Genomic DNA, 26818 nt, shown 5'->3' on the forward strand with positions numbered 1-26818 from the left:
CCGCACATGCTTGCGGGCCCGGTGTGTCGTAACGTCCCGATATGACCAACGCCGCGCCGTCGCGAAAGTCGCCGGACCAGCCCTGGCGCACGGAGGGCACCCCCGAGGACGCTCCGAGGTCGTCCGGCTGGCGGAAGATGCCCGGCCGCTGGTGGGGCCTCGCCGTCACCGCGCTGGTCGTGTTCATGATCGCCAACGTCGTGCTGTCGTTCCTCGACGAGGAGGAACCCACGATCTCGTACACGGCGTTCAGCAAGCAGGTCGACGCCGGCAACGTCAGCAAGATCTACGCCAAGGGCGACGCCATCCAGGGCGAGCTGAAGAAGGCCCAGGACAACCCCGGGGGCGACGGCACCTACACCCGGTTCAAGACCCAGCGGCCCGCCTTCGCGGACGACCCGCTCTGGGAGGACCTGACCCGGCATAACGTCACGGTGACCGCGGAACCGGTGGTCCAGCAGCGCGGCATCGTGGCCAATCTGCTGCTCTCGCTGGCGCCGATCCTGCTGCTCGTCCTGCTGTGGGTCTTCATCGCGCGGCGGGCGAGAGCGGGGCTCGGCGGGGCGGGCGGCATGTTCGGGCGCAAGCCGCCGCCCAAGCCGGTCGAGCTGGAGCCCGGGGGAAAGCGCACGACGTTCGCGGACGTGGCGGGCATCGACGAGGTGGCGGGCGAGCTCAACGACGTCGTCGACTTCCTGAGGAACCCGGACGCCTACCGGCGGATGGGCGCCAAGCTGCCCCGCGGTGTGCTGCTCGCCGGCCCGCCCGGCACCGGCAAGACGCTGCTCGCGCGGGCGGTCGCGGGAGAGGCGGGGGTGCCGTTCTTCTCGGCGTCCGCGTCCGAGTTCATCGAGATGATCGTCGGCGTGGGCGCGTCCCGGGTGCGGGAACTGTTCGCGGAGGCGCGCAAGGTGGCGCCGTCGATCATCTTCATCGACGAGATCGACACCATCGGCCGGGCCCGCGGCGGTGGCGCGTCCGTGGGCGGGCACGACGAGCGCGAGCAGACCCTCAACCAGATCCTGACCGAGATGGACGGCTTCTCCGGGTCGGAGGGCGTGATCGTGATCGCCGCGACCAACCGGGCCGACGTCCTGGACCCCGCCCTGACCCGCCCCGGCCGCTTCGACCGGATCGTGCAGGTCGCGCCGCCGGACCGGGGCGGCCGCGAGGCCATCCTGCGGATCCACACCCGGGAGATCCCGCTCGCCCCCGACGTCGACCTCGCCCGGGTCGCTCGCACGACCCCGGGGATGACCGGCGCCGAACTGTCCAACCTGGCCAACGAGGCCGCCCTGCTCGCCGTCAAGAGGGGCCAGGACCAGGTGACCCAGTCCGACCTCTCGGAAGCGCTGGAGAAGGTCCAGCTGGGCGCCGAACGCGCGCTGGTGATGCCCGAGGAGGAACGGCGGCGCACCGCCTACCACGAGAGCGGACACGCGCTGCTGGGCATGCTCCAGCCGGGCGCCGACCCCGTCCGCAAGATCACCATCGTCCCGCGCGGGAGGGCGCTCGGGGTGACGCTCTCGACGCCGGAATCGGACAAGTACGCGTACACCGAGGACTATCTGCGGGGTCGGATCATCGGCGCGCTCGGCGGGATGGCGGCGGAGCACGTCGTCTACGGGGTCATCACCACCGGCTCGGAGAACGACTTGGAGCAGGTCACCAGCATCGCGCGCGGAATGGTCGCCCGCTGGGGCATGAGCCGGCAGGTGGGCCGGCTGTCGGCGCTGCCGGGCGACGCCCAGCAGGCGTACGGGCTGGCGGCGGCGCCGCAGACGCTGGACGTGATCGACGGCGAGATGCGGCGGGTCGTCGACGAGTGCTACGAGGAGGCCTGCCGCAAGCTGCGCGACCACCGTGATCAGCTCGACGCGCTGGCGGCGGCGCTGCTGGAGCGGGAGACGCTGGAGGAGGCCGACGCGTACCGGATCGCCGGGATCACGCGGTCGGCCAGGACGAACGGGGAGGGGTAGCCGGAGCGCGGCCTCCCCGGGATGCCCGCCCCTGCTCGTCCCCGCCGGTCCCCTCGTGGGCTGGCCCTCGGCCCGCCGCCCTCAGGGCGTCCTGGCGATCAGGTAGCGGAACACGTTCGGCATCCACACCGTGCCGTCCGGGCGGCGGTGCTGGTGCAGCGCCTCGGCCAGCTCCTTGTCGACCTGCTCCTGGTCGGTCGCCGCGATCGCCGCGTCGAACAGCCCCGTGGACAGCAGTCCGCGCACGGCGCTGTCCACGCCGGCGTACCCGAACGGGCAGGCCACCCGGCCCGAGCCGTCAGGCCTGAGCCCGGCCCGCTGGGCCACCTCCTCCAGGTCGTCGCGGAGCGCCGGCCGCCAGCTGCCGCCGCCGCGCAGCGGATCCACCAGCTTGGTCGCCACCCGCAGCACCGACGACGTGGCGCAGCGCTCCGGCGGCCCCCACCCGGCCAGCACCACCGGCACGCCCCGGCCGGCGAGCGGGGTCGCCGCGGCGAGCAGCTCGGCGAGGCCCTCCGCGTCCCCCGCGAGACAGCCGATGGGCTCGAACGAGGTGACGACGGTGTACGGCGCGGCCTGCGCCCCGTCCGCCTCCTCGGGCCCGGCGTTCCCCGGCGGGCCCTGGACGAGCCGCGCCCGCGCGGCCCGCGCGGACGTGCGAGCCGGCTCCGCCGCCCCTGGCAGCAGGCGCTCGCCCGCGAGGGCCAGCCGCTCGGGCGAGGAGGACTCGACACCGGTGACGGCGGCGCCCCGGGCGGCCGCCATCAGCAGGGCGAGTCCCGAACCGCAGCCGAGCCCCAGCAGCCGAGTGCCGGGTCCCACGTCCAGTCGCTCGTAGACGGCCTCGTAGAGCGGTACGAGCATCCGTTCCTGGATCTCCGACCAGTCACGCGCGCGTGCACACAGGTCCACGCGGGGTGCGGGTCCCGCGTGTGGCAGGTGCTGCCGCACGAGCGTAGGTGTCATCGAAAGCGCCCCAATCCGCAGCGAGTTGCCGCTGTACCCGTTTTCGTCGCCCCCCGTCACGTACGCCCAGCCTTCCCCCGTATGCCAGGTAACTCCGAGCCCGCGACCGCGTCCAGGGGTCTCGGCGCCCCGCTTGTGAGGTGCCCCCCTGAGTGGCGAGAATTCACATTCCGGCAACGCCGCTGTCCCTCCTCACGACGGAATTGCTCCGTCCGGGGGACCCGAGGAGTGGCGCGATCGTGCCGTGGGCGATGACGGTGGGTCGCGGTGCGCGGCCATGGTCCGGTTTTGGCCAAGGTCGAGAGCGCGGGTCGGCTTCCCGGTGACCGGCCCGGCCGGGAAGGACGGGGCGATGGTGGTCCCCCGGGAAGGACCCGGTAGGGTCACGGTCGTACCGCGTGTCGGCCGGGCGAGTGAGCGAGGCGGCCGAAACGCCTCTTGCGCACCCGCGGATCCCTCCACTCCGCCGTGCGGACGCGCTCTACACGCCGGGTCGTACGTCAGGCTACGTACCACCTTGTAGGCAGCTGTGCGGCTTCTCCGCAGATCAGCGCACCCGCCCTCCTCAGGACGCATCAGCGGCAACTGACGGGTACGTGCAAATTATTTGGGATGCCCCGGAATAGGAACACAGCGGGACTCAGGCTCGTTGTCATTACGTGAGCACGACACCACCTGTTCTCGCCGCAGAGCTGGCACAGGCGTGGGCCGACATTCAGCGGTACCACCCCGAGCTGCCGGACCTTGCCGCGCCCGAGTCCCTGATCGGGGAGTCCTCGTCCGCCTGCGGACACGAACTCTCCTTCGAGCGGCTGCTTCACGAGGCAGTCCACGGCATCGCCGCCGCGCGCGGAATCCGCGACACCTCCCGCGCCGGCCGGTACCACAACCGCAGATTCCTCGCGATCGCCGAGGAGCTGGGCCTGGACCACCCGGAGGAGCCGCATCCCAGCAGCGGTTTCTCGCTGGTCACGCTCAACCCCGAGGCGAAGCGGCGGTACCGCCCGACGATCGAGCGCCTGCAGCGCGCGCTGAAGGCCCACACCGCCGCCACCACCACCGACACCAGCCGCAGCTTCCGCGGCCCGGCCGCCCGCCACGGTTCCTCCGGCGGCGGCGTCCGGGTCAAGGCGGTGTGCGACTGCGGCCGCAACGTACGGGTCGTCCCGTCCGTTCTGGCCCAGGCTCCGATCATGTGCGGCGGCTGCGGCAAGCCGTTCCGGATCCCCGAGGTGGTGGGCGCGGGCGCGAGGTGAGCGCACGGCTGTTCGTGGCAGCCGTGCGGCACCCGTAGTGCCGCGGGTCAGGCGCCCGGTGTCCGTCGCGGGGACGCCGGGTGCCCCTCAGGTGTGCCCGGACGCCCCCTCGGTCCGGAGGGGCTCGTGGGCTGTGGCACAATGGACAGCTGTACTCGACAGCCGCACAGGACCCCTCTCTCCTCCGGCTGACGCGTCCATCGGGCACTCGGGTACCGCAACCCCACGCGGCATTCTCGCCGTGCCCAACCACGTCAAATCCAGGAGAACCCACTCCCGTGGCAGTCAAGATCAAGCTGAAGCGTCTGGGCAAGATCCGTTCGCCTCACTACCGCATCGTCGTCGCCGACTCCCGCACCCGCCGTGACGGCCGTGCGATCGAGGAGATCGGCAAGTACCACCCGACGTACAACCCGTCGGTGATCGAGGTCGACGCCGAGCGCGCGGCGTACTGGCTCGGTGTCGGCGCCCAGCCGACCGAGCCCGTGCTCGCCATCCTGAAGAAGACCGGCGACTGGCAGAAGTTCAAGGGCGAGCCCGCCCCGGCGCCGCTGCTCGTCGCCGAGCCGAAGGCCGCGCGTCCGTCCTTCGAGGCTCTCGGCGGTGACGACGAGGGCAAGGGTGAGGCCATCACCCAGAAGAAGAAGGCCGACAAGAAGGACGAGGCCCCGGCCGAGTCCGCGGCTGAGTCCACCGAGGCCTGAGCATGCTCGAGGAGGCTCTCGAGCACCTCGTGAAGGGCATCGTCGACAACCCGGACGATGTGCAGGTCGCTTCGCGCAACCTGCGTCGCGGGCGTGTGCTGGAGGTCCGGGTGCACCCCGACGACCTCGGTAAGGTGATCGGCCGTAACGGCCGCACCGCGCGCGCCCTGCGCACCGTCGTGGGCGCCATCGGCGGCCGCGGTGTCCGTGTCGACCTCGTCGACGTGGACCACGTCCGCTGACACAAGGCAGCGCAGCACCGGCTCGGGCCGGGGAGGGCCAATGGGCCGTCCCCGGCCCGTAGTCGTACGACAGGAGAACAAGCACAGTGCAGCTGGTAGTCGCACGGATCGGCCGTGCCCACGGCATCAAGGGCGAGGTCACCGTCGAGGTACGTACGGACGAGCCGGAACTCCGGCTCGCGCCCGGCGCCGTACTCGCCACCGACCCCGCCTCCACCGGGCCGCTGACGATCGAGACGGGCCGTGTGCACAGTGGCCGCCTGCTGCTGCGCTTCGAGGGCGTGAGTGACCGCAGCGGCGCCGAGGCCCTGCGCAACACCCTCCTCATCGCCGAGATCGACCCGGAGGAACTGCCCGAGGGCGAGGACGAGTACTACGACCACCAGCTGATGGACCTCGACGTCGTCACCACGGACGGGGTCGAGGTCGGCCGGATCACCGAGGTCTCGCACCTGCCCTCGCAGGACCTGTTCATCGTGGAGCGCCCGGACGGCAGCGAGGTCATGATCCCGTTCGTCGCGGAGATCGTCACCGAGATCGACCTGGAGGAGCAGCGGGCCGTCATCGACCCGCCGCCCGGCCTGATCGACGACCGCGCGGACATCGCCTCGTCCAGGGACGAGTCCTGATGCGGCTCGACGTCGTCACGATCTTCCCCGAGTACCTCGACCCGCTGAACGTCTCCCTGGTCGGCAAGGCACGCGCGCGGGGACAGCTCAAGGTGCACGTGCACGACCTGCGCTCCTGGGCCTACGACCGGCACAACACGGTCGACGACACCCCCTACGGCGGCGGCCCCGGCATGGTCATGAAGACCGGGCCCTGGGGAGACGCCCTCGACTCCGTCCTCGCCGACGGCTACGAGACGGGCGCCCACCGACCGGCCCTGATCGTCCCCACGCCCAGCGGACGACCCTTCACCCAGGAACTCGCCGTCGAGCTCTCCGAGCGACCCTGGCTGATCTTCACCCCGGCCCGCTACGAGGGCATCGACCGCCGGGTCGTCGACGAGTACGCCGCCCGGATGCCGGTCTACGAGGTGTCCATCGGCGACTACGTCCTCGCCGGCGGCGAGGCGGCCGTGCTGGTCGTCACCGAGGCCGTGGCGCGGCTGCTGCCCGGCGTCCTCGGCAACGCCGAGTCGCACCGGGACGACTCCTTCGCGCCCGGCGCCATGGCGAGCCTCCTGGAAGGGCCCGTGTACACGAAGCCGCCCGAGTGGCGCGGGCAGGGGATCCCGGAGGTGCTGCTCAGCGGGCACCACGGCAGGATCGCCCGCTGGCGGCGCGACGAGGCGCTGCGGCGTACGACGGCCAACCGGCCGGACCTGATCGAGCGGTGCGACCCCAAGGCCTTCGACAAGAAGGACCGCGAGATGCTCTCCATCCTGGGCTGGGCGCCGGACCCCGAAGGTGAGCCGTTCGGCCGATTTTGGCGCAGGACCGAGGGCGTGGAAGAATAGGCCGCTGTTGTGCGCCTGTCCGGCGTGCGCCCCTGCCACAGGGGGACACGACGCCCGTCCCGACCCGCACGGCACTCTCACCAGAAACCTAGTTTCCGTTGATGACCTGTGGCATCAGCGAGGAAAGCAGAAGAAATGGCTCACCTGCTCGACACCGTCGACGCCTCGTCGCTGCGCAGCGACGTCCCGGCCTTCCGCCCGGGCGACACCGTCAACGTGCACGTCCGCGTCATCGAGGGCAACCGCTCCCGTGTGCAGCAGTTCAAGGGCGTGGTGATCCGCCGCCAGGGTTCCGGCGTGCGCGAGACCTTCACGGTCCGCAAGGTCTCCTTCTCCGTCGGCGTCGAGCGCACCTTCCCGGTGCACACCCCGATCGTGGAGAAGATCGAGCTCGTCACCAGGGGTGACGTCCGCCGCGCCAAGCTGTACTACCTGCGCGACCTGCGCGGCAAGGCGGCGAAGATCAAGGAGAAGCGCGAGAACTGAGCGCCTCCCGGGGTTCCGCGCGGGGCCGGATAGCATCTGGCCCCGATGGACACCGAAGCACAGCAGACGGAGCGCGACCGCTCCTCCCGCCCTTCCCGAACCGAGGAGACCTCGGACACAGGGGGGCCGGAGGACCGGTCGCGTTCCGCGTTGGTGGCGCGGGTCGCCGCGTGCGTCCCGGGCGGGCGGATCACCCTGTCCGTGCTGGTCTGCCTGGTGTTCGCGCTGCTGCTCAACACCTTCGTGGTGCAGCCGTTCCGCATTCCCAGTGGATCGATGGAGCGGGAATTGAGGATCGGCGACCGCGTTCTCGTAAACAAGTTGGCGTACCGTTTCGGTGCTCAGCCGCGACGCGGTGACGTGGTCGTGTTCGACGGCACCGGCTACTTCGGGAACGCCGACTACGTCAAACGCGTCGTCGGTGTGGGTGGAGATCACGTGGTCTGCTGCGACAAGGAGGGACGGCTCCAGGTGAACGGCCGGTCGGTCGACGAGTCGACGTTCCTGTACCCCGGCGACGGCGCCTCCACGGTGGCGTTCGACGTCGTGGTGCCGGACGGCACCCTGTTCGTCCTCGGCGACCACCGCAGCGCCTCCAGCGACTCCCGCGACCACCTCGGCTCACCCGGCGGCGGCATGATCCCCGTGGACGGGGTGATCGGCCGGGCGGACTGGATCGTCTGGCCCGCCGGCCACGCCACCCGGCTGGACCGTACCGGCGTCTACGCGCGCGTGCCCGCGGCGGACGGTGCCCATGGGTAGCCGCGGCAAGCCGCGCGGCGCGCCCGTCAGTGCCGCCGAGAACCTGCTGCCCACCGGCTCCCGGCGGACCGCCGCCGCGGCCGGGAGCGGGCGCACCCGCGCCGAGCGGCGCAAGCTCCAGCGGAAGGTCAAGCGACGCCGGCGCCGGTCCGCCATCAAGGAGATACCGCTCCTGGTCGGCGTGGCCGTGCTGATAGCGCTCGTGCTGAAGACGTTCCTCGTCCAGGCGTTCGTGATCCCGTCCGGCTCCATGGAGCAGACGATCCAGATCGGCGACCGGGTCCTGGTCGACAAGCTCACGCCGTGGTTCGGCACCAAGCCGGAGCGCGGCGACGTCGTGGTCTTCAAGGACCCCGGCGGCTGGCTCCAGGACGAGCAGCCGACGCAGAAGAAGGACGACCCCGTCGTCGTCAAGCAGGTCAAGGAGGGGCTCACCTTCATCGGCCTGCTGCCGTCCGAGAACGAGAAGGACCTCATCAAGCGGGTCGTCGGCGTCGGCGGCGACCGGGTGCAGTGCTGCGACGCGCAGGGACGGGTCACGGTCAACGGCGTCCCCCTGGACGAGGACTACCTCTACCCCGGCAACGAGCCGTCCGCGACGCCGTTCGACATCACGGTGCCACAGGGCCGCTTGTGGGTGATGGGCGACCACCGGTCGAACTCCGCGGACTCCCGCTCGCACCAGGACACCGACTACGGCGGCACCGTCTCGCAGGACGAGGTGGTGGGCCGGGCCGTCGTGATCGCCTGGCCGCTGGGCCACTGGACCACGCTGAACGAACCGAATACCTACGCTTCCGTGTCCGACTCGGCAGCCGGGTCGACCGCGGCCCCCCAGCCGTCGCATAGGGTTGCCCCCGACGATCCGAACGGAACGATCCACCTCCCGACCCCTGCGGAACTCCCGCTCGTTATGGGAGTGGTGGGCCTGCGTCTTGGGTGGCGCGGGCGGCGGCACAGACTGAGGAGATGGCGTGGGGGATGTGGCGGTTGGCGCACGGTCCGGACACGACGGCGAGGAGCACCGCGGACGCCCCGTGCAAGCGGGCCACCAGGCCGCGGCCCGCGCTGTGAACTCCGGGAATGATGGCCGAAGGGCCGAGGACGGCACGGTGACGGAAGAACAGAGCCAGACCGGGGAGCACGGGCCGGAAGGCCCCGACCCTGAGCAGCCGAAGAAGCAGCGCTCCTTCTGGAAGGAGTTGCCGATCCTGATCGGTATCGCGCTGGTGCTGGCGCTGCTGATCAAGACATTCCTGGTGCAGGCCTTCTCCATCCCCTCCGACTCGATGCAGAACACCCTGCAGGAGGGCGACCGCGTCCTGGTCGACAAGCTCACCCCGTGGTTCGGCTCCGAGCCCGAGCGCGGCGAGGTCGTCGTCTTCCACGACCCCGACAACTGGCTGGCGGGTGAGCCCACCGCGGACCCGAACGCCCTGCAGACGTTCCTCAGCTGGATCGGCCTGATGCCGTCCGCCGAGGAGAAGGACCTCATCAAGCGCGTGATCGGCGTCGGCGGCGACACCGTCGAGTGCAACGGCACGGGCCCGCTGAAGGTCAACGGCAAGGCGCTGGACGAGCCGTACGTCTACCCCGGCAACACGCCGTGCAGCCAGGACGACCAGGGCGGGCAGTTCAAGGTGAAGGTCCCCGAGGGCTTCCTGTGGGTCATGGGCGACCACCGGCAGAACTCCCGGGACTCGCGCTACAACCAGGGCGACGCCAACAAGGGCATGGTCCCTGTCGACAAGGTCGTCGGACGCGCCATCGTGAAGGCCTGGCCGATCAACCGCTGGGGCACCCTCCCCGTGCCGGACACCTTCGACCAGCCCGGCCTGAACGAGCAGTCGTCGGCCGCCGCGGTGCTCACCGGCGCCCCGAACGCGCTGGCGCTCGCCGGCGTCGTGCCGGTGGCCCTGTGGCGCCGCCGTCGTACGGCCGCCTGATCCCGCGTCCGGCCTCCCGGGTGCGTGAAGTCCTCGTGGAGCTGCCGGACCGGGCTCGATGAGGGGCTGACCGGGTCTGGTACCGCCGGGTAGGGTGCGGATCCATGGGCGGCGAGAGCGCGACACGTACGGCACCGCACAGCGGTGGAACGAGCAAGGGCCCGGCGGGCGGCCGGACCGGACAGCGACTGTCCGGGCTGGCGGTCGCGCTGGGCCTTGTGCTGTTCCTGGGCGGCTTCGGCTGGGCGGCGCTGACCTATCTGCCGTACACCGTGCCCACGCCCTCCATGACGCCGACCATCGACGCCGGTGACCGGGTGCTGGCGCAGCGCGTCGACGGCTCCGAGGTGCGCCGCGGTGACGTCGTCGTGTTCAAGGACGCGACCTGGGGCGACGCCCCGCTGATCAAGCGCGTGGTGGCCGTCGGCGGTGACCGGGTGTCCTGCTGCCAGAGCGGCAGGCTGACCGTCAACGGCAAGGCGATCGAGGAGCCGTACCTGGCCGAGGGGCAGCCGGCCGAGGACATGAACTTCACGGTGAACGTGCCCGAAGGACGCCTGTTCCTTCTCGGCGACGAGCGGCAGGGCTCGCTGGACTCCACCGCCCACCTCACGGACGCCGCGAGCGGCACCGTGGCGCGCGACGACGTCTCCGCCCGGGTGGACGCCGTCGTCTTCCCTCTGGACGGCATGCTGGCCCGCCCCACCGGTTTCGAGGTCCTCGGCGGCCTCTCCTCGCCGGGCCCGCTGCGGACCATCGGCTTCATGATCGTCGCGGGCGCCGTACTGGTGCTGGGCGGCGGTGCGTACGGGCCGGTCGCGAAGCTTCTGGGATCCCGGAAGCGGACGGGGTCCGCCGGTGCCCGCTGAGGCGACGGAGGGGTACGAGATCGACGGCGCCCGGGCCCGCAAGGTGGCCCGGGTCGTGCTGCTCGATCCCGACGACCGGATCCTGCTGCTGCACGGTCACGAGCCGGACGATCCCGCGGATGACTGGTGGTTCACGCCGGGCGGGGGACTGGAGGGCACCGAGACCCGTGAGGAGGCCGCGCTGCGGGAACTCGCGGAGGAGACCGGAATCACGGAGGTCCAGCTCGGGCCGGTGCTGTGGCGGCGGCTGTGCTCCTTCCCGTTCGCCGGGCGGCGCTGGGACCAGGACGAGTGGTACTACCTGGCCCGCACCACCCAGACGGCGACGGAGGCGGTGGCACTCACCGAGCTGGAGCGACGCAGTGTGGTGGGGGCCCGGTGGTGGACCTGTGAGGATCTGACCCGGGCTCATGAGACGGTGTATCCGACCAGACTCGCCGAGCTGCTGCGCAGGCTGCTCGACGAAGGTCCCCCCGCCAAGCCGGAGATCCTTGACACGGAAATCGTCTAGGGGCTCACGGGACTGGCGCACAATGGTGGGATCGCACGGCTGAAGGGGAACATGCCATGAGCGCCGAGGACCTCGAGAAGTACGAGACCGAGATGGAGCTGAAGCTCTACCGGGAGTACCGCGATGTCGTCGGTCTGTTCAAATACGTGATCGAGACCGAGCGGCGTTTCTACCTGACCAACGACTACGAGATGCAGGTGCACTCGGTCCAGGGTGAGGTGTTCTTCGAGGTGTCCATGGCGGATGCCTGGGTCTGGGACATGTACCGGCCGGCTCGGTTCGTGAAGCAGGTGCGTGTCCTCACGTTCAAGGACGTGAACATCGAGGAGCTGAACAAGAGCGACCTCGAACTGCCGGGCGGCTGATGACTCCCGGAGCCGTCCCGTCCGTGTCGCTCTTGTGGGTGACGAAGTTGTCCACAACCGCCGAGTAGCCCACCAAGATCCACTTCGTGGTGGTGGATGCGTGACCGTTGGCGCCCAAGGAGGTGCCGACATGAACGCACGAGACGCACTCGGCAGGTACGGCGAGGGAGTGGCCGCCCGACGGCTGGTGGCGGCCGGTATGACGGTCCTGGAGCGCAACTGGCGCTGCGGCCGCACCGGCGAGATCGACATCGTGGCGAGGGACGGGGACGTCCTGGTCGTCTGCGAGGTGAAGACACGCAGGGCCGGCCGCTTCCAGCATCCGATGGCCGCCGTCCGGCCGGACAAGGCGGAGCGGCTGCGGGCCCTGGCCGAGCAGTGGATCCACGCCCATGGCGGCGCCCCGCCCGGAGGCGTCCGCATCGATCTGATCGGTGTCGTCCTGCCCGATCGCGGCGCGCCCGCCGTCGAGCACGCGCGGGGGGTGGCCTGAGATGGGCTTCGCGCGTACGTGCTCCGTCGCCCTGGTCGGCGTCGAGGGCGTGGTGGTGGAGGTCCAGGCCGACCTGGAACCGGGCGTGGCCGCGTTCACGCTGGTGGGGCTGCCCGACAAGAGCCTGACCGAGAGCCGCGACCGGGTGCGGGCGGCCGTCGTGAACTCCGGAGCCCAGTGGCCGCAGAAGAAGCTCACCGTCGGGCTCAGTCCGGCGTCCGTGCCGAAAGCCGGTAGCGGGTTCGACCTTGCCGTCGCCTGTGCGGTGCTCGGAGCCGGCGAGCGGATCGATCCACGGGTGCTCGGCGACATCGTGATGATCGGGGAGCTCGGCCTGGACGGACGGGTGCGGCCGGTGCGCGGCATCCTGCCGGCCGTGCTGGCCGCGGCCGACGCGGGCTACGAGCAGGTGGTGGTGCCCGAGTGCGCGGCCGCCGAGGCGGCGCTCGTCCCCGGAATGTCCGTACTGGGCGTGCGCACCCTGCGCCAGCTGATCGCCGTGCTGGCGGACGAGCCCGTGCCGGAGGAGGAACCCGACGCGCACGGCCGCCCCGATCCGCTGCTGGCCGGGCTGCGGGTGCCCGGCGCGGGCTCGGCCACCGGCATGCACAGCGTCGGAGCCGCCCAGCACGACCACGGGCACGACCTGGCGGACGTCGTGGGCCAGATCTCCGCACGCACGGCGGTGGAGGTCGCCGCGGCCGGCGGACACCACCTGTTCCTGGAGGGCCCGCCCGGCGCCGGCAAGACCATGCTCGCCGAGCGGCTGCCGGGAATCCTGCCCCGGCTCACCCGGCAGGAGTCCCTGGAGGTGACGGCGGTGCACTCGGTCGCCGGGCTGCTGCCGCCCGGCAAGCCGCTGATCGACGTCGCCCCCTACTGCGCCCCGCACCACTCGGCGACCATGCAGGCCCTCGTGGGCGGCGGCGCCGGCGTCGCCCGGCCCGGCGCCGTGTCGCTGTCCCACCGGGGGGTGCTCTTCCTCGACGAGACGCCCGAGTTCAGCAGCCAGGCCCTCGACGCCCTGCGCCAGCCTCTGGAGGCGGGGCACGTCGTGATCGCCCGCAGCGCGGGGGTGGTGCGATTCCCCGCGAGGTTCCTGATGGTGCTCGCCGCCAACCCGTGCCCGTGCGGGCGCTTCTCGCAGCGGGACGACCTGTGCGAGTGCCCGCCCTCCGCGATCCGCCGCTACCAGGCCCGGCTCTCGGGGCCCCTGCTGGACCGGGTCGACCTCCGCGTCGAGGTCGACCGCGTCACCCGGGCCGAGCTCACCGATCGCGGAGCCCGCGGCGAACCCACGGCTGCTGTCGCGGACCGGGTGCGCACGGCCCGGGAGCGGGCGGCCGCACGCCTGGCGGGCACACCGTGGCGGACCAACAGCGAGGTGCCCGGCAGGGAGCTGCGCAGCCGCTGGTACGCCGAGATCGGCGCGATGGACCAGGTGGAGCGCCAACTGGAGCGAGGCGCGCTCACGGCCCGTGGACTCGACCGGGTCCTGCGCGTCGCCTGGACCGTGGCGGACCTGGTCGGTCACGACCGGCCCGGCGCGACGGACGTGGCGCTGGCGCTGCAACTGCGCACCGGAGTGCCGCGCGGTGTGCCGATGGCCATCGGGGCGCTGACGTGACCGGCGCCGGCGATCCCGACGGCGAGCTGCTCGGGCGGATCTTCCTGACCCGGGTGCTGGAGCCGGGCGACGAGGTGGCCGGGCGATGGGTGCGCGAGCTGGGGGTCGGCGAGGTGGTGCGGCGACTGCGCGGCGAGGGGGCGCCCCCGCCCGGGGTGAGCGAGAAGCGGTGGACCGGGCTGCGGGCGCGGGCCGGGCGTGCCGAGCCGGAGCGGGACCTGGAGGTGGCCGGGGCCGCGGGGGTGCGGTTCGTGCGCCCGGGGACGGCGGAGTGGCCCGGTCAGCTCGACGACCTCGGCGACGGCCGGCCGCTGGGGCTCTGGGTGCGAGGTCCGGCCGGCCTGCGGATGTGGGCGCTCCGGTCCGTCGCCGTCGTGGGCGCCCGGGCCTGCACGGAGTACGGCGCCCACATGGCCCTCAGCCTCGCCGCCGGCCTCGCCGAGCGAGGCTGGGTGGTTGTCTCCGGCGGCGCCTACGGTGTCGACGGCGCAGCCCACCGGGGCGCCCTCGGCGCCGGCGGTGCCACGGTCGCCGTGCTGGCCTGCGGAGTCGACCGGCCCTATCCGCGCGGGCACACGCGTCTGATCGACCGGATCGCCGAGCAGGGACTGGTGGTGGGCGAGCTGCCGCCGGGGGACCATCCGACGCCCAGCCGTTTCATCGTGCGGAACCGTCTGATCGCCGCGCTGACCCGGGGGACCGTGGTCGTCGAGGCCGCGCTGCGCAGCGGTTCGCTGGTCACCGCCCGGGCCGCGCAGCGACTGGGGCGGCACACCATGGGCGTGCCGGGGCCGGCCACCAGCGCGCAGTCGGCGGGGGTGCACGAACTGCTGCGCGGGGAGGCGACGCTGGTCACCGACGCGGCGGAGATCGTGGAGCTGGTGGGCGACATGGGCGAGCTGGCGCCGGCCCGGCGCGGGCCGGTACTGCCGCGTGATCTGCTCCCGGCCGGAGCGCGGCAGGTCCTGGCCGCGCTGCCCGGGCACGGGGCGTCGACCGCGACGGAGATCGCCAGGGGGGTACCCACGACGGAGGACGACGCGATCGCCCGGCTGTACGAACTCAGAGGACTTGGTTACGTCGAACGACACGGCGATGGCTGGAAGTTGACACGCCAGGCGTTGATCTCCCTTCGCGGCGGCCGGGAGGTATGTTGACCGAGCGTGTTCGGCCGTCCGGGGGAATCCCGATGCCCTTGGGAAATCCGGCAGTTGGGCTGGTCGCGGTGGTCACGGAGAGCGACCGGCATGCCCCGGTGGAGCGCCCCGTGGAACGTTTCTGCGTACGGCGCCCGCCCCGTCCTTCGCACACCGCGACTCTTCAGTCACGCTACGCTCACGAGGATCCAGACACAGTCCGGCAACTCGACACCAGAGCGACAGCTCACCCACGTACCACCCTTCACGGCAGAACGGCACAAGGCGACGAATGCCCCAGCACACCTCCGGGTCCGACCGGGCGGCGATCCCCCCAGCCGCCCGCGACGGTGGCAGCGATCGGCCGCCCGCTCCCTCGACGCTCGACGAGCTCTGGCGGTCGTACAAGGAGACAGGGGACGAGCGGTTGCGGGAGCAGCTGATTCTGCACTACTCGCCGCTGGTGAAATACGTGGCGGGACGGGTGAGCGTGGGGCTGCCGCCCAATGTCGAGCAGGCGGACTTCGTCTCGTCCGGGGTGTTCGGGCTGATCGACGCGATCGAGAAGTTCGACATCGACCGCGAGATCAAGTTCGAGACGTACGCGATCACGCGGATCCGGGGCGCGATGATCGACGAACTGCGGGCCCTGGACTGGATCCCGCGGTCCGTGCGGCAGAAGGCGCGGAACGTGGAGCGGGCGTACGCGACGCTGGAGGCGCGGCTGAGACGGACGCCGAACGAGGGGGAGGTGGCTGCCGAGCTGGGCATCCCGGTGGATGAACTGCACGCGGTTTTCAGCCAGTTGTCGCTCGCCAACGTCGTGGCGCTGGAGGAGCTGCTGCATGTCGGGGGCGAGGGCGGCGACCGGCTCAGCCTGATGGACACGCTGGAGGACACCGCCGCGGACAATCCGGTGGAGGTCGCCGAGGACCGCGAGCTGCGGCGGTTTCTGGCACGGGCGATCAACACGCTGCCCGACCGGGAGAAGACCGTGGTCACGCTGTACTACTACGAGGGGCTCACGCTCGCCGAGATCGGCAATGTGCTCGGGGTGACGGAGAGCCGGGTGAGCCAGATCCACACCAAGTCGGTCCTGCAGTTGCGCGCGAAACTGGCGGGCTTCGGTCGCTGACCTGGCTCGATGCCGACGGCGTGGTGTGCTGCACTCCCGTCAGGGGTGGCGCGTCCGTACAGTGGACGACGTGCCAAGGATTCGAGCGGCCTCCGTGGCCGAGCACCGGTCGATGCAGCGAGCCGCCTTGCTGGACGCGGCCCGTTCCCTGCTGTCCGAGGGCGGGACGGAGGCGCTGACCTTTCCGGCCCTCGCCGAGCGGACGGGGCTCGCGCGCTCGTCCGTGTACGAGTACTTCCGGTCCCGGGCAGCCGTGGTCGAGGAGTTGTGCGAGGTCGACTTCCCGGTCTGGGCGGCGGAGGTCGAGGCGGCGATGGCCGCGGTGGACGGTGCCGAGGCCAAGGCCGAGGCGTATGTGCGGGCGCAGCTCGCACTGGTGGGGGACCGGCGGCACCGGGCCGTCGTGGCGATCTCCGCCAGCGAGCTGGACGCCGGGGCCCGGGAGAGGATCCGGGCGGCGCACGGAGGGCTCGTTTCGATGATCGTGGACGCGCTGCGGGACCTCGGGCACGAGGAGCCCCGCCTGGCGGCGATGCTGGTGCAGGGGGTCGTGGACTCGGCCGTGCGACGGATCGAGCTGGGCCTTGAGGAGCCGTCGGTCGTGGCCGAGGCCGCGGTGTCGATGGTGCTGCGGGGCGTGCGCGGCTGAAGTTTCCCGAGCCCGGGTTCGTCGGCAGTGCAGGGCGGGGTAAGCGCACCGCCTCGGACGTTCCGCCCCAGACCTTCCGCTGGGGCGGACGTCGGCTGTGTGTGGCGGGCTGTCGGCGGGCGGGATGTACCGCGGTGGACCGTTCGCCGGGCGGGGTGCGCAGCTGGCGGCTGGCTGAGTGTGGTGCGGCGCGCCGTCCGCTGGGCGAGCTCCGTGCCGGCCGAGCGAGACGACCGGCGTGCTGCTGACCGGGCGGGCTGTGCGGTGGGCCTCGGAAGGGCCGACCCCGAGGGCTCGCCGGACCGTGCGCTGCAGCTCTCGGTCGGCTCGGGCTATGTCGGGAGCGGCACCCCCAGTACCGGGAGCAGGCGGGACGGCCCGTTCCGCAGCAGCCACGGCGGCAGCAGCGACAGGGGATCCAGGTACGCCTCCCCTCTGCGCAGGCCCCAGTGCAGGCAGGGGGCCGCGCAGTGGGAGCCGGAGGTCTCCGTCGTGCCGATCACCTCGCCGGCGGCGACCTCGTCGCCCTTGCGCACCGCGGCGTGCACCGGCTGGTAGGTCACTCGCAGGGGTGGGTCGCCGGTTCCTGTGAGCTCCACCGAGACCACCCCCTTTCCGGCCACCCTGCCCGCGTACGAGACCCGGCCCGGCGCGACGGCCCGCACCGGTGTTCCGGGTGGGGCAGCGAGGTCCACACCGCGGTGGCCGCGGCTGTAGCGGGTCGCCGGGGGCTCCCAGCCGCGCAGGATCGGCGGCCGGTCACCTACGGGCCAGCTGCGGCCGATCGCCGGAACCGAGCCGTCCTGATCAGCCGGAACCCGCGCCTGGGGACCGGCCACGGTCACCACCTCCGGACCGGCCGCGGACACCGGCGGCGCATCGGCCGCCTCGGCCGGCGCGGCCACCGTCAGGGCCAGCAACAGCACCCCCGTCGCATGTGCGCTTCGCTTCGCTCGCATGGAACGAACCGTGCCGTACCGGCCACGGCACGGGCCCCGGCCTGTGGAGTACCGCCCGGTTGTGGACAGCGGCGTCACCCGGGGGGTCGGCGGTCCCGTACACTTCTGGTGGCGATCCGGGTCACCGGGTCGACTTCGCACGCCCCGATACCAGGCCGGAGACGGTCCGTATCAGCGCCCCTCGGTCCCTTGTGGCACGGCGCACGCGGGCGTCAGGCGCGGGAGCCGTCCGGTTCCCGCGGCACAACCGAGAAACACGAGGAGAACGGCCATGGCCGTCGTCACGATGCGGGAGCTGCTGGAAAGCGGCGTCCACTTCGGTCACCAGACCCGTCGTTGGAACCCGAAGATGAAGCGCTTCATCTTCACGGAGCGCAACGGCATCTACATCATCGACCTGCTCCAGTCGCTGTCGTACATCGACCGCGCCTACGAGTTCGTCAAGGAGACCGTCGCCCACGGCGGCACGGTCATGTTCGTCGGCACGAAGAAGCAGGCGCAGGAGGCCATCGCCGAGCAGGCCACCCGCGTCGGCATGCCCTTCGTCAACCAGCGCTGGCTGGGCGGCATGCTCACCAACTTCTCGACCGTCTACAAGCGTCTGCAGCGCCTCAAGGAGCTCGAGCAGATCGACTTCGAGGACGTCGCCGCTTCCGGTCTGACCAAGAAGGAGCTTCTCGTGCTCTCGCGCGAGAAGGCCAAGCTGGAGAAGACCCTCGGTGGTATCCGCGAGATGCAGAAGGTGCCCAGCGCCGTCTGGATCGTGGACACCAAGAAGGAGCACATCGCGGTCGGCGAGGCCCGGAAGCTGAACATCCCGGTCGTCGCCATCCTCGACACCAACTGCGACCCGGACGAGGTCGACTACAAGATCCCGGGCAACGACGACGCGATCCGCTCCGTCACCCTGCTCACCCGCGTGATCGCCGACGCCGTCGCCGAGGGCCTCATCGCCCGCTCCGGTGGTGCCGGTGAGGGCAAGGGCGAGAAGGCCGCCGGTGAGCCGCTCGCCGAGTGGGAGCGCGACCTGCTCGAGGGCGAGAAGAAGGCCGACTCCGAGGAAGAGGCTCCGGCTGCCGAGGCCGCCTCCGAGGCGCCGGCCGCCGAGGCCGCCCCCGAGGCCCCCGCTGCCGAGGCTCCCGCTGCCGAGGCTCCGGCCGCCGAGGCACCGGCCGCGGACGCCGAGCAGGCCTGACCCGTCGGTGTGACGGCGGGAGCGGTGACACGCAGTCCGCTCCCGCCGTTCACCCGTAGGTCACGGGTACGTCCAGGGTCTGGATCTACAAGTGGACCGTAGAACCCGCAGCACCCGCAGGCGTATGAACCCGTAGATCTTCGATCTTCCAGACTTCGAGAAAGATTCACAGACTCATGGCGAACTACACCGCCGCCGACGTCAAGAAGCTCCGTGAGCTCACCGGCGCCGGCATGATGGACTGCAAGAAGGCGCTGGACGAGGCCGACGGCAGCGTCGACAAGGCTGTCGAGGCGCTGCGCATCAAGGGCCAGAAGGGCGTCGCCAAGCGTGAGGGCCGCTCCGCCGAGAACGGCGCCGTGGTCTCCATCATCGCCGACGACAACTCCACCGGCGTCCTCGTCGAGCTGAAGTGCGAGACGGACTTCGTCGCCAAGGGCGAGAAGTTCCAGGCCGCCGCCCGCGCCCTCGCCGAGCACGTCGCCAAGACCTCCCCGGCCGACCTGGAGGCCCTGCTCGCCTCCGAGATCGAGGCCGGCAAGACCGTCCAGGCTTACGTGGACGAGGCCAACGCCAACCTCGGCGAGAAGATCGTCCTCGACCGCTTCGCGCAGTTCTCCGACGGCTTCGTGGTCGCGTACATGCACCGCACGATGCCCGACCTGCCGCCGCAGATCGGTGTCCTCGTCGAGCTGGACAAGCCGAACGCCGAGGTCGCCAAGGGCGTCGCCCAGCACATCGCCGCCTTCGCGCCGAAGTTCCTCTCCAAGGAGGACGTCCCGGCCGAGGTCGTCGAGACCGAGCGTCGCATCGCCGAGGAGACCACCCGCGCCGAGGGCAAGCCCGAGGCCGCGATCGCCAAGATCGTCGAGGGTCGTGTGAACGGCTTCTTCAAGGACGCCACGCTGCTCGGCCAGCCGTACGCGCTCGACAACAAGAAGTCGGTCCAGAAGGTCCTGGACGAGGCCGGTGTCACCCTGAAGCGCTTCACGCGCATCAAGGTCGGCATCTGAATCCGTACCGCGATCGACGCGCGGCCCGGGGCGGAATGCCGCTAGGGTCGACCGCAGTCGTCCATGTCGTCGGTATCGGCCGGCGCGCCGGCGCCCGCGACGGACGACAGCAGATCTGACGAGGAGGCCATTGCCGCGTAGGGGAGGGAAACCCACCACCGGCAATGGCCTTCTTCGTATGTGCAACCCGTAAAAGAGGCGAGAACCCCATGAGCACCAAGGCCCAGAAGAGCGACGACGGCAAAGTACGCGGCCGGTTTCTGCTGAAGCTGTCCGGAGAGGCCTTCTCCGGTGGCGGGGGCCTGGGCGTCGACCCGGACGTGGTGCACGCCATGGCGCGCGAGATCGCGGCCGTCGTCCGTGACGGCGCGCAGATCGCGATCGTGATCGGCGGCGGCAACTTCTTCCGCGGTGCCGAACTCCAGCAGCGCGGCATGGACCGCGCCCGCTCGGATTACATGGGCATGCTCGGCACCGTGATGAACTGCCTCGCCCTCCAGGACTTCCTGGAGAAGGAGGGCATCCAGTGCCGGGTGCAGACCGCCATCACCATGGGGCAGGTCGCTGAGCCGTACATCCCGCTGCGCGCCGTGCGGCACCTGGAGAAGGGCCGCGTGGTCATCTTCGGCGCCGGTATGGGCATGCCGTACTTCTCCACCGATACCACCGCCGCCCAGCGCGCCCTGGAGATCGATGCCGAGGCCCTGCTGATGGGCAAGAACGGTGTGGACGGGGTCTACGACTCCGACCCGAAGACCAACCCGGACGCGGTCAAGTTCGACTCGCTCGGCTACGGCGAGGTCATCACCCGCGACCTCAAGGTGGCCGACGCCACCGCCATCACCCTGTGCCGCGACAACAAGCTGCCGATCGTGGTATTCGAGCTGCTGACCGAGGGCAATATCGCCCGCGCGGTCAAGGGTGAGAAGATCGGCACGCTGGTGGGTGACCAGGACAGCCGGGGCTGACCCGGTTTCCGCCACGCCGTTCGCCGGAACGCCACCTGTCCGGGGGACGGACGGGACGGAGCCAGGCCGGGGGATGGACAATGTTCTACCGGTCGGGAACCGTGCAGGAAGAAGACGCGACGCAGCCGGCCGCCGCCGCCAAGGAACCGCAGCCGGGCCTACTCAAGACACGCAGGAGCAAGTGGTGATCGAAGAGAGCCTCCTCGAAGCCGAGGAGAAGATGGAGAAGGCCGTCGTGGTCGCCAAGGAGGACTTCGCCGCGATCCGCACGGGCCGTGCGCACCCGGCGATGTTCAACAAGATCGTGGCCGACTACTACGGCGCGCCGACGCCGATCAACCAGCTGGCTTCGTTCTCCGTGCCGGAGCCGCGGATGGCGGTCGTCACCCCGTTCGACAAGAGCGCGCTGCGCAACATCGAGCAGGCGATCCGGGACTCCGACCTGGGCGTCAACCCCAGCAACGACGGCAACATCATCCGGGTGGTGTTCCCCGAGCTGACCGAGGAGCGCCGGCGCGAGTACATCAAGGTCGCCAAGGGCAAGGGCGAGGACGCCAAGGTGTCCATCCGCTCCGTCCGCCGCAAGACCAAGGACGCCATCGACAAGCTCGTCAAGGACGGCGAGGTCGGCGAGGACGAGGGCCGTCGTGCCGAGAAGGAGCTCGACGACACCACGGCGAAGTACGTCGCCCAGGTGGACGAGCTGCTCAAGCACAAGGAAGCCGAGCTGCTCGAGGTCTGATGAACGACTCTTCCTGGGGGGCGCCGCCCCACGCCGGGTACTGGGGGCCGTCCGACCGGGGGCCTGTCCAGGGGGCTGCCCCGGCGGGTCCCACGTACGATGCGCTTGACGCGCAGCAGACTCGCCCCATGCCCATCGTGCCCGACGTATCCGCCCATGGCGGAGGCCAGGATGACGACCGGGGGGCCGCTCGGCCGGGCGGCCCCTTGTTCCGCGACCAGAGCCCGTCGGCGCCGCCCTACGGCGCGGTGCCGCAGAATCCGGAGCCCATGCACGACGCCCCTCAGCCGGCCCCCGCACCGAAGAAGAGTGCGGGCCGTGACCTGGGCGCGGCGATAGGGGTCGGGGCCGGACTGGGTGCGGTGATCGTCGCGTCCCTGTTCATCGTCAAGGCGGTGTTCGTCGGGGTCGTGGCGGTGGCCGTCGTGGTCGGCCTGTGGGAGCTGACCAAACGGCTGGACGAGCGCAAGGGCATCCACGCGCCGCTCGTGCCGCTCGCGGTCGGCGGTGCCGGCATGGTCGTCGCCGGGTATGTGCGGGGCGCCGAGGGCGCATGGGTGGCGATGGCGCTCACCGCGCTCGCGGTACTGGTCTGGCGGATGACGGAACCGCCGGAGGGCTATCTCAAGGACGTCACGGCAGGGGTCTTCGCGGCCTTCTACGTGCCGTTCCTCGCGACCTTCGTCGCGATGATGCTGACCGCGCAGGACGGTCCGCAGCGGGTCTTCATGTTCCTGCTGCTCACCGTGGTCAGCGACACCGGCGCCTACGCGGTGGGCTGGCGCTTCGGGCGGCACAAGCTCGCCCCGCGCATCAGCCCCGGCAAGACCCGCGAGGGACTGGTCGGCGCGGTCAGCTTCGCGATGGCCGCCGGTGCGCTGTGCATGCAGTACCTGATCGACGACGGCACATGGTGGCAGGGCCTGCTCCTGGGCCTCGCGGTCGCCGCCAGCGCCACGCTGGGCGACCTGGGTGAGTCGATGATCAAGCGCGACCTCGGCATCAAGGACATGGGCACGCTTCTGCCGGGGCACGGCGGGATCATGGACCGACTGGACTCGTTGCTGCCGACGGCCCCGGTGGTCTGGCTGCTGCTGGTGCTGTTCGTGGGTTCCGGCTGAGCCGTCTTCCGCGCCGAGGAGCCCCTGCCCGACGACGGGCGGGGGCTCCGGTCGTTCCGGGGCCCGTCTCTCCCGCGCCGGGGCTGGTCCTCCGACCTGCGCTGAAGTGACGGGAGGTGTGCGGGATGGACACCGACGTGCTGATCGTGGGTGTCGGCCCGGTGGGTCGGACGGCGGCCGCGGAACTGCGCCAGCACGGTGTCGGCTGCCGTACGCCAAGAGACCGAGCGCCTCCTTGAGAAGCACCTCGCCCGCTACGGCACACGGATCGAGCGCGGCACCGAACCGCGGTCGCTCACGCAGGAGGCCGACGGGGTCACCGACAGCATCGCCGCCTACCCGATGCGCCTGTACGACGTGCTGCGCGACCGGGAGCACGTCCTGCTGCTCTCCGCGGATGCGGACGGACAGGCGGATTCCTTCGGGGACCTTCGGGCTGCCCGTTCTGTGGGGCAGCGGGGGCGAGTTCCGCCGCGGCTACCGGGTCGATGCGGGCCCCACCGCCCTGTTCGTCCGGTCCGACGGGCACATCGGAGCACCCTCCACGCCTGCGTCCGCGACGGTCCTCACGCGCTGACCGAGGACGGGAGAGCGGGCCGGGCAGCGGCCAACGCCGCGCACCCGCTTCACCGTTCGAGTCGTCACACGTCCTGCTGAAAAGCCGACGACACAGCGATCACCGCGTACGCACAGGCCCCCCTTGATCAAGCTGGTGTCTTCTGCGAAGGAGACGCCGCCGTGCGAATTTCTGACATTCAGCGCTGTGAGGTCCGGCCCGGACAGCTCGTCGAGTGGACGTTGAGCAAGGCGACCGTCGCGGCCGCGGCGACGCTGCCGGCGGACCCGCGACCGCCGGCATACATCCAGGAGTCGCACATCCGCACCGCGCGATCGGTGCGCGAGGACGGGCTGTTCGTCCCGACCTGGCTCGGCGCGGCCTTCGACCTGCCGGGCAGCACCGACCTCGACGCGCTGGAACGGGCGTTGCACGGCTGGACGCTGCGCCACGAGACGTTGCGCAGCGGCTTCCGATGGGCCGGCGACGACATGCAGCGGTTCACGCTTCCCGAGACCGACGTGTCGCTGCAACGCGAGGTCGTCGGGGACTTCGGCGACTCCGAGGCACTGATCCGGTACCTGCAGAACCGATTCGATGTCGCGGCCGACGCCCTCGGCTGGCCGAACTTCCTCTACGCGGCGGTGGTCCGCGACGACTCCACCAGCGTGTACACGGCCTTCGACCACACCAACGTCGACGCCTACTCCCTCCAGCGCATCCCCGACGAGATCCACGAGTTGTACGTCGCGGACGTCACCGGACGCCGCCCCGGCGTCGGCGGCACCGCGGGCAGTTACGTCGACTTCTGCCGACAGGAGCGGGCGAACGCCGACGGGATCGACGACACCCACACGATCGTCGCGCGCTGGCGGGAGTTCATCGGCCGGTGCGACGGAAGGCTGCCGGAGTTTCCGGTCGACCTCGGCCTGCAACCCGGTGACGTCCTGCCCGCGCAGCAACTCATGTGTGAGCCGCTGGTCGACGCGGACGCCGCCGCCGCGTTCGAGTCGTACTGCCGGCCCTACGGCGGCAGCCTGGTGGGCATCCTGGCCGCCACCAGCCTGATCGTGCACGAACTCGGTGGCCGACCGGTCTACCGCACCGTCGTGCCGTTCCACACCCGGCTGAAGTCCGCGTGGTCGGACTCCGTCGGCTGGTACGTCGGTGGCGCCCCCATCGAGGTGCCCGCGGCACGGGACTTCGACGAGGCGCTCGAGACGGTCCGCGTCGAGCTGCGGGCCAACCGGTCGCTGGCGCGTATTCCGCTGGCCCGCGTACTGCGCCTGCTCGGCGCGGACTTCAGGCCGACGTCGCCGGACATGTACTCCATCGTCTCCTACGTGGACGCCCGCCTCATTCCCGGCTCGGCCCGCTGGACCGAGGGAAAGGCGTACGGACTGATCCGGGTCTCCTACGGAGACCAGGTGTGCGCCTGGGTCAACCGCCTGCACGAGGGCCTGTGGTTCGCGTGCCGCTACCCGGACACCGACCTCGCGTACAAGAACGTGCGGCGCTACATGGAGAGACTGCGGGACCTCATCGTGTCCGTGCCCAGGCACCCGCACACGGGAGTTGAGGACCCGGCACTCCGGTGACGCAACTTCCCCGCCTTTCCCGAGCGTTGAGGCAATTCAACTTCTTATCAGGCCAATTCGCCCATGTGGTGTTGTTGTGCGTCAATGGCCCGCGTAAGGGATGTCCGGTGTGGAAAGCCGCGCTTGGTAACTGATAGCGTCTGTTCCGTCACGTTAGGCAATCAGCCTCGATGTACGAGCGAAAAGCCGAGGGTTCCATGCGCAAGCTTCAGCAGGTCGTGATCGCAGCAGTGGCGGCGGCGGGTGGCCTGTCCGCCGTCGGCGCCGGCACCGCTGTCGCCGACACCGCCGACAACGGGCAGAAGGTGTACGACCTCTACCGTCCCTACCAGGAGTGCAGCCCGCAGACGGTGGCCGAGAACGACGTCCCGATCGGCGTGCTCGGTATCGCCGGGACCATGGACACGACCTGCGGCCAGTTCAACAACGACTTCACCAGCTGACATTCGCGGCGTCATCGTGCCCGGCGCGCCCGTCGTCCGAGCGGACCGGGCATCCGAACGAAGGAAAGCGCATCACATGTCCAGCAGCAAGAAGATCGCCGCTGTCCTGGTGCTCGCCGGCGGCCTCATGGTGACCACCACCGGTGTCACCCACGCGTCCGAGGTCAGGGGTCCGGGTTCCTGCAACCGTGACCTCCTGGGCAACATCAGCTGCAGTCAGCACATCGTGGGCGAGGTCCCCGAGGACGGGGTCATCCCGCACTACGAGACCTGTACCCCGGTGCAGCCCTTGACGTTGCCCGCGGCCATGGGCAACGGGACGACGCAGCTCGGGCCGAAGGTGACCTGCAATCCCGCGACGACGGGAGCGGCCGACGAGGCCGACGGTGTGCTCGGGACCTTCGGTATGCCGCGTTGAGTCCGAACGACCCCGGCCCTTCCCCCCGGTTTGCGCCGCCTTCCCGCGCGACGCGGTGAAACGGCCGACACGACACCAGAGGTGTAGATCCTGAGATGTGACGAAACGTGTGTATATCCTCACACTGAGTAGTCAAGCCAGGCGTCGTGCCTGGACAAGAAAGGGTCATACCATGCGTAAGTTTCAGCGTGCCGCTGTCGTAGCCGTGGCGGTCGCGGGCCTGTCCGCCTTCGGTGCCGGGGTCAGCTTTGCGGGCGAGAACCCCCCGGTCCCCGTCTCCGCCGTTGCCAACTCGTCGGCCACCGCGCTGGCTGTCGGGGGCGGTTACTACGCGCAGCCGCAGCAGCAGCCGCAGGCGCAGCCGGAGCAGAAGACCGGGCCGGAGGAGCACCAGGCCGCGCCCGAGCAGGACTACGGCCAGCACGGCGAGGGCCAGCACGAAGGCGAGTAAGAGGAGTACCGGGGCTCACCCTTCTCTGTACTGCCCCTCACGCGTCGACCTCTCGTGGAGGCCGATGCACATCGCACCATCGCAACGACCTCGCCCGGTGACGACTCGGCACGCTCCACCTTGTGCCGAGTGACTGCAGTGGCGAAGGCAGCCCGGACGCACGGCTGTTCCACACGGTGTGCGTCCGGGCTGCGGCAATTCCGCCGTCTGGTACATCTGACAGCGCGGCCAGACGCAGAATGATCATTTCCCTTCTCGGCCCGGGCGCAACCGGTCATCCGGTCCATGCGCCCGGGCCTGCGTCGTAAAGGAATGCAGCACATGTTCACTCCGCGGAAGTTCGCCACCCTCTCGGCGATCGTCGGAAGTCTCGCCGCGATCTCCGTCGGCGCCGGACACGCACACGCAGACGGACACGCAGGCGACTGCCACAGCACCACCAAGGGTGAGTCCGTCTGCATCCGCAAGACCGAGACGCACGTCGAGAAGGACGGCGAGCACATCATCAAGCAGGATCAGCAGTGCACGACCGCCGACCGGCCGAACGTGGTATTCCGGGAGTACCAACTGCTCGGTGACAAGCCGGAGACGGCAGGAACCGGCGCGGTGGTGGACTGCTCCAACACGGCGAAGATCCCGGAAGGCGCAAGGCCGCGTTTCGACTTCTGAGGGATTTTCGGCCGATGCCGGACTGGGATTCGTCCCGGCCCGGCATTGTTTTTTGTCCGCCGGCCCGGCGGTGCACACGGAAAAGCCCGTTGCCCCG

31 protein-coding genes are annotated in these 26818 nt (G+C 70.7%); 29 read left to right on the forward strand and 2 right to left on the reverse strand.

What is annotated here, in order from left to right:
* The first annotated feature begins 41 nt into the window (after positions 1-41).
* Positions 42-1979, forward strand: a complete 1938-nt coding sequence (gene ftsH / locus ACZ7LV_RS28765; protein WP_471943452.1) for an ATP-dependent zinc metalloprotease FtsH — start codon at positions 42-44, stop codon at positions 1977-1979.
* Between the two features lie 81 nt (positions 1980-2060).
* Here ftsH and ACZ7LV_RS28770 read toward each other — a convergent pair whose 3' ends face one another.
* On the reverse strand, positions 2061-2945 hold the full coding sequence (locus tag ACZ7LV_RS28770; protein ID WP_471943454.1) for an SAM-dependent methyltransferase: 885 nt from the start codon (positions 2943-2945) through the stop codon (positions 2061-2063).
* A gap of 659 nt (positions 2946-3604) precedes the next feature.
* Here ACZ7LV_RS28770 and ACZ7LV_RS28775 point away from each other — a divergent pair.
* The 17 genes from ACZ7LV_RS28775 to ACZ7LV_RS28855 all read left to right on the forward strand — a co-directional run bounded on the left by ACZ7LV_RS28775 (position 3605) and on the right by ACZ7LV_RS28855 (position 16588).
* Positions 3605-4201 carry a hypothetical protein gene (locus ACZ7LV_RS28775; RefSeq protein ID WP_365458061.1) on the forward strand — a complete coding sequence of 199 codons (597 nt, stop codon included), beginning with the start codon at positions 3605-3607 and terminating at the stop codon, positions 4199-4201.
* A 278-nt stretch (positions 4202-4479) separates the two neighbouring features.
* Positions 4480-4905, forward strand: a complete 426-nt coding sequence (gene rpsP / locus ACZ7LV_RS28780; protein WP_471943456.1) for a 30S ribosomal protein S16 — start codon at positions 4480-4482, stop codon at positions 4903-4905.
* A gap of 2 nt (positions 4906-4907) precedes the next feature.
* Complete coding sequence (locus ACZ7LV_RS28785; protein ID WP_003973401.1) at positions 4908-5147, forward strand: RNA-binding protein; 240 nt, start codon at positions 4908-4910, stop codon at positions 5145-5147.
* Between the two features lie 86 nt (positions 5148-5233).
* Entirely contained in the window at positions 5234-5776 is a 543-nt protein-coding gene (gene rimM / locus ACZ7LV_RS28790; RefSeq protein ID WP_471943458.1) for a ribosome maturation factor RimM, read from the forward strand.
* On the forward strand, positions 5776-6609 hold the full coding sequence (gene trmD, locus ACZ7LV_RS28795; RefSeq protein WP_471943460.1) for a tRNA (guanosine(37)-N1)-methyltransferase TrmD: 834 nt from the start codon (positions 5776-5778) through the stop codon (positions 6607-6609). Before rimM ends, trmD begins: the two co-directional genes overlap by 1 nt.
* Before the next feature lie 135 nt (positions 6610-6744).
* Positions 6745-7095, forward strand: a complete 351-nt coding sequence (rplS, locus tag ACZ7LV_RS28800) for a 50S ribosomal protein L19 (RefSeq protein WP_365458049.1) — start codon at positions 6745-6747, stop codon at positions 7093-7095.
* Between the two features lie 45 nt (positions 7096-7140).
* Positions 7141-7857, forward strand: a complete 717-nt coding sequence (gene lepB, locus ACZ7LV_RS28805) for a signal peptidase I (RefSeq protein WP_471943462.1) — start codon at positions 7141-7143, stop codon at positions 7855-7857.
* The gene (lepB, locus tag ACZ7LV_RS28810; RefSeq protein WP_471943464.1) at positions 7850-8944 is read left to right on the forward strand and encodes a signal peptidase I; all 1095 of its coding nucleotides are present in this window, start codon (positions 7850-7852) and stop codon (positions 8942-8944) included. Before lepB (ACZ7LV_RS28805) ends, lepB (ACZ7LV_RS28810) begins: the two co-directional genes overlap by 8 nt.
* The gene (lepB, locus tag ACZ7LV_RS28815) at positions 8832-9803 is read left to right on the forward strand and encodes a signal peptidase I (protein WP_471943466.1); all 972 of its coding nucleotides are present in this window, start codon (positions 8832-8834) and stop codon (positions 9801-9803) included. The genes lepB (ACZ7LV_RS28810) and lepB (ACZ7LV_RS28815) overlap by 113 nt, the downstream gene beginning before the upstream one ends.
* Before the next feature lie 104 nt (positions 9804-9907).
* Entirely contained in the window at positions 9908-10672 is a 765-nt protein-coding gene (gene lepB, locus ACZ7LV_RS28820) for a signal peptidase I (protein ID WP_471943468.1), read from the forward strand.
* Complete coding sequence (locus ACZ7LV_RS28825) at positions 10662-11183, forward strand: NUDIX hydrolase (protein ID WP_471943470.1); 522 nt, start codon at positions 10662-10664, stop codon at positions 11181-11183. Before lepB (ACZ7LV_RS28820) ends, ACZ7LV_RS28825 begins: the two co-directional genes overlap by 11 nt.
* A 56-nt stretch (positions 11184-11239) precedes the next feature.
* The gene (locus tag ACZ7LV_RS28830; RefSeq protein WP_003965949.1) at positions 11240-11548 is read left to right on the forward strand and encodes a DUF2469 domain-containing protein; all 309 of its coding nucleotides are present in this window, start codon (positions 11240-11242) and stop codon (positions 11546-11548) included.
* 130 nt (positions 11549-11678) lie between these two features.
* A complete protein-coding gene (locus tag ACZ7LV_RS28835) occupies positions 11679-12041 on the forward strand; it encodes a YraN family protein (RefSeq protein ID WP_471943472.1) in 363 nt (120 codons plus the stop codon).
* 1 nt (position 12042) lies between these two features.
* The gene (locus ACZ7LV_RS28840; RefSeq protein WP_471943474.1) at positions 12043-13668 is read left to right on the forward strand and encodes a YifB family Mg chelatase-like AAA ATPase; all 1626 of its coding nucleotides are present in this window, start codon (positions 12043-12045) and stop codon (positions 13666-13668) included.
* A complete protein-coding gene (gene dprA, locus ACZ7LV_RS28845) occupies positions 13665-14825 on the forward strand; it encodes a DNA-processing protein DprA (protein WP_471943476.1) in 1161 nt (386 codons plus the stop codon). Before ACZ7LV_RS28840 ends, dprA begins: the two co-directional genes overlap by 4 nt.
* Positions 14826-15096: 271 nt before the next feature.
* A complete protein-coding gene (whiG, locus tag ACZ7LV_RS28850; protein ID WP_385379145.1) occupies positions 15097-15939 on the forward strand; it encodes an RNA polymerase sigma factor WhiG in 843 nt (280 codons plus the stop codon).
* 94 nt (positions 15940-16033) lie between these two features.
* Positions 16034-16588, forward strand: coding sequence for a TetR/AcrR family transcriptional regulator (locus tag ACZ7LV_RS28855; protein WP_471943602.1), 555 nt, complete (start codon positions 16034-16036; stop codon positions 16586-16588).
* A gap of 332 nt (positions 16589-16920) precedes the next feature.
* On the opposite strand, the gene ACZ7LV_RS28860 is transcribed toward ACZ7LV_RS28855, so the two are convergent.
* Positions 16921-17547 carry a murein hydrolase activator EnvC family protein gene (locus tag ACZ7LV_RS28860; RefSeq protein WP_471943478.1) on the reverse strand — a complete coding sequence of 209 codons (627 nt, stop codon included), beginning with the start codon at positions 17545-17547 and terminating at the stop codon, positions 16921-16923.
* Positions 17548-17818: 271 nt separating this feature from the next.
* On the opposite strand from ACZ7LV_RS28860, the gene rpsB reads away from it, so the two are divergent.
* The 11 genes from rpsB to ACZ7LV_RS28915 all read left to right on the forward strand — a co-directional run bounded on the left by rpsB (position 17819) and on the right by ACZ7LV_RS28915 (position 26721).
* Entirely contained in the window at positions 17819-18742 is a 924-nt protein-coding gene (rpsB, locus tag ACZ7LV_RS28865) for a 30S ribosomal protein S2 (RefSeq protein WP_471943480.1), read from the forward strand.
* A gap of 176 nt (positions 18743-18918) precedes the next feature.
* Positions 18919-19755 (forward strand): translation elongation factor Ts, encoded by an 837-nt coding sequence (gene tsf, locus ACZ7LV_RS28870; RefSeq protein WP_471943482.1) that lies wholly within the window; start codon positions 18919-18921, stop codon positions 19753-19755.
* Between the two features lie 209 nt (positions 19756-19964).
* Positions 19965-20723, forward strand: coding sequence for a UMP kinase (gene pyrH / locus ACZ7LV_RS28875; protein ID WP_401673869.1), 759 nt, complete (start codon positions 19965-19967; stop codon positions 20721-20723).
* Positions 20724-20907: 184 nt separating this feature from the next.
* Positions 20908-21465: a ribosome recycling factor gene (gene frr / locus ACZ7LV_RS28880; protein ID WP_365446906.1), complete on the forward strand. Its 558-nt coding sequence runs from the start codon at positions 20908-20910 to the stop codon at positions 21463-21465.
* Positions 21465-22586 carry a phosphatidate cytidylyltransferase gene (locus tag ACZ7LV_RS28885; RefSeq protein ID WP_401673871.1) on the forward strand — a complete coding sequence of 374 codons (1122 nt, stop codon included), beginning with the start codon at positions 21465-21467 and terminating at the stop codon, positions 22584-22586. Before frr ends, ACZ7LV_RS28885 begins: the two co-directional genes overlap by 1 nt.
* Before the next feature lie 125 nt (positions 22587-22711).
* Positions 22712-22825 carry an FAD-dependent monooxygenase gene (locus ACZ7LV_RS28890; protein WP_471943484.1) on the forward strand — a complete coding sequence of 38 codons (114 nt, stop codon included), beginning with the start codon at positions 22712-22714 and terminating at the stop codon, positions 22823-22825.
* A gap of 499 nt (positions 22826-23324) precedes the next feature.
* A complete protein-coding gene (locus tag ACZ7LV_RS28895) occupies positions 23325-24740 on the forward strand; it encodes a condensation domain-containing protein (protein WP_471943486.1) in 1416 nt (471 codons plus the stop codon).
* A gap of 197 nt (positions 24741-24937) precedes the next feature.
* The gene (locus ACZ7LV_RS28900) at positions 24938-25183 is read left to right on the forward strand and encodes a hypothetical protein (protein ID WP_471943488.1); all 246 of its coding nucleotides are present in this window, start codon (positions 24938-24940) and stop codon (positions 25181-25183) included.
* A 76-nt stretch (positions 25184-25259) separates the two neighbouring features.
* Complete coding sequence (locus tag ACZ7LV_RS28905) at positions 25260-25601, forward strand: hypothetical protein (RefSeq protein WP_471943490.1); 342 nt, start codon at positions 25260-25262, stop codon at positions 25599-25601.
* Positions 25602-25773: 172 nt separating this feature from the next.
* Entirely contained in the window at positions 25774-26052 is a 279-nt protein-coding gene (locus ACZ7LV_RS28910) for a hypothetical protein (protein WP_471943492.1), read from the forward strand.
* 321 nt (positions 26053-26373) lie between these two features.
* Positions 26374-26721, forward strand: a complete 348-nt coding sequence (locus ACZ7LV_RS28915; RefSeq protein WP_471943494.1) for a hypothetical protein — start codon at positions 26374-26376, stop codon at positions 26719-26721.
* Positions 26722-26818: the final 97 nt, after the last annotated feature.

The organism is Streptomyces sp. NPDC107562, from assembly GCF_055657325.1.

Bases quoted from the DNA above. Each gene is read 5' to 3' on its own strand.
- lepB (WP_471943464.1), top strand. From the start codon at position 7,850: ATGGGTAGCCGCGGCAAGCCGCGCGGCGCGCCCGTCAGTGCCGCCGAG.
- ACZ7LV_RS28840 (WP_471943474.1), top strand. From the start codon at position 12,043: ATGGGCTTCGCGCGTACGTGCTCCGTCGCCCTGGTCGGCGTCGAGGGC.
- ACZ7LV_RS28885 (WP_401673871.1), top strand. From the start codon at position 21,465: ATGAACGACTCTTCCTGGGGGGCGCCGCCCCACGCCGGGTACTGGGGG.
- ACZ7LV_RS28905 (WP_471943490.1), top strand. From the start codon at position 25,260: ATGTCCAGCAGCAAGAAGATCGCCGCTGTCCTGGTGCTCGCCGGCGGC.
- pyrH (WP_401673869.1), top strand. From the start codon at position 19,965: ATGAGCACCAAGGCCCAGAAGAGCGACGACGGCAAAGTACGCGGCCGG.
- ACZ7LV_RS28900 (WP_471943488.1), top strand. From the start codon at position 24,938: ATGCGCAAGCTTCAGCAGGTCGTGATCGCAGCAGTGGCGGCGGCGGGT.
- ftsH (WP_471943452.1), top strand. From the start codon at position 42: ATGACCAACGCCGCGCCGTCGCGAAAGTCGCCGGACCAGCCCTGGCGC.
- ACZ7LV_RS28910 (WP_471943492.1), top strand. From the start codon at position 25,774: ATGCGTAAGTTTCAGCGTGCCGCTGTCGTAGCCGTGGCGGTCGCGGGC.
- ACZ7LV_RS28830 (WP_003965949.1), top strand. From the start codon at position 11,240: ATGAGCGCCGAGGACCTCGAGAAGTACGAGACCGAGATGGAGCTGAAG.
- ACZ7LV_RS28890 (WP_471943484.1), top strand. From the start codon at position 22,712: ATGGACACCGACGTGCTGATCGTGGGTGTCGGCCCGGTGGGTCGGACG.
- lepB (WP_471943462.1), top strand. From the start codon at position 7,141: ATGGACACCGAAGCACAGCAGACGGAGCGCGACCGCTCCTCCCGCCCT.
- ACZ7LV_RS28835 (WP_471943472.1), top strand. From the start codon at position 11,679: ATGAACGCACGAGACGCACTCGGCAGGTACGGCGAGGGAGTGGCCGCC.
- tsf (WP_471943482.1), top strand. From the start codon at position 18,919: ATGGCGAACTACACCGCCGCCGACGTCAAGAAGCTCCGTGAGCTCACC.
- whiG (WP_385379145.1), top strand. From the start codon at position 15,097: ATGCCCCAGCACACCTCCGGGTCCGACCGGGCGGCGATCCCCCCAGCC.
- trmD (WP_471943460.1), top strand. From the start codon at position 5,776: ATGCGGCTCGACGTCGTCACGATCTTCCCCGAGTACCTCGACCCGCTG.
- ACZ7LV_RS28860 (WP_471943478.1), bottom strand. From the start codon at position 17,547: ATGCGAGCGAAGCGAAGCGCACATGCGACGGGGGTGCTGTTGCTGGCC.
- ACZ7LV_RS28770 (WP_471943454.1), bottom strand. From the start codon at position 2,945: ATGACACCTACGCTCGTGCGGCAGCACCTGCCACACGCGGGACCCGCA.
- rpsB (WP_471943480.1), top strand. From the start codon at position 17,819: ATGGCCGTCGTCACGATGCGGGAGCTGCTGGAAAGCGGCGTCCACTTC.
- ACZ7LV_RS28785 (WP_003973401.1), top strand. From the start codon at position 4,908: ATGCTCGAGGAGGCTCTCGAGCACCTCGTGAAGGGCATCGTCGACAAC.
- rplS (WP_365458049.1), top strand. From the start codon at position 6,745: ATGGCTCACCTGCTCGACACCGTCGACGCCTCGTCGCTGCGCAGCGAC.
- lepB (WP_471943468.1), top strand. From the start codon at position 9,908: ATGGGCGGCGAGAGCGCGACACGTACGGCACCGCACAGCGGTGGAACG.
- ACZ7LV_RS28915 (WP_471943494.1), top strand. From the start codon at position 26,374: ATGTTCACTCCGCGGAAGTTCGCCACCCTCTCGGCGATCGTCGGAAGT.